Genomic DNA, 256 nt, shown 5'->3' on the forward strand with positions numbered 1-256 from the left:
CAATTCGAAATGTTGATTTTATGGAAAAACTTCGAAAAGCTGTTGGTTTTCCTTTTGGAATTCCGTTAAGCAAATTCTTTCTTGAAATTGGATCTTTTATTATTCGAACAGAAACGGAATTGGTTTTAAAAAGTCGAAATGTGGTTCCAAAAAGACTTTTAGAAAATGGGTTTCAGTTTAAGTTTGGTGATATTGACGAGGCTTTTCGAGATTTAATTTAGAACACAAATTCATACAGTTTTGTCATTTCGACGAA

At 31.2% G+C, this 256-nt stretch carries 1 protein-coding gene; it reads left to right on the forward strand.

Annotation, left to right across the window (positions count from 1 at the left end; translation table 11 throughout):
* A partial coding sequence (locus tag B3J44_RS14365) for a DUF1731 domain-containing protein (RefSeq protein ID WP_286969167.1) occupies positions 1–221 on the forward strand: 221 nt, incomplete at its 5' end.
* Positions 222–256 lie beyond the last annotated feature (35 nt).

Origin of the sequence: Flavobacterium sp. UBA4854, assembly GCF_002399805.1 — a bacterium.
Classification (GTDB): Bacteria; Bacteroidota; Bacteroidia; order Flavobacteriales; family Flavobacteriaceae; genus Flavobacterium; species Flavobacterium ginsengisoli.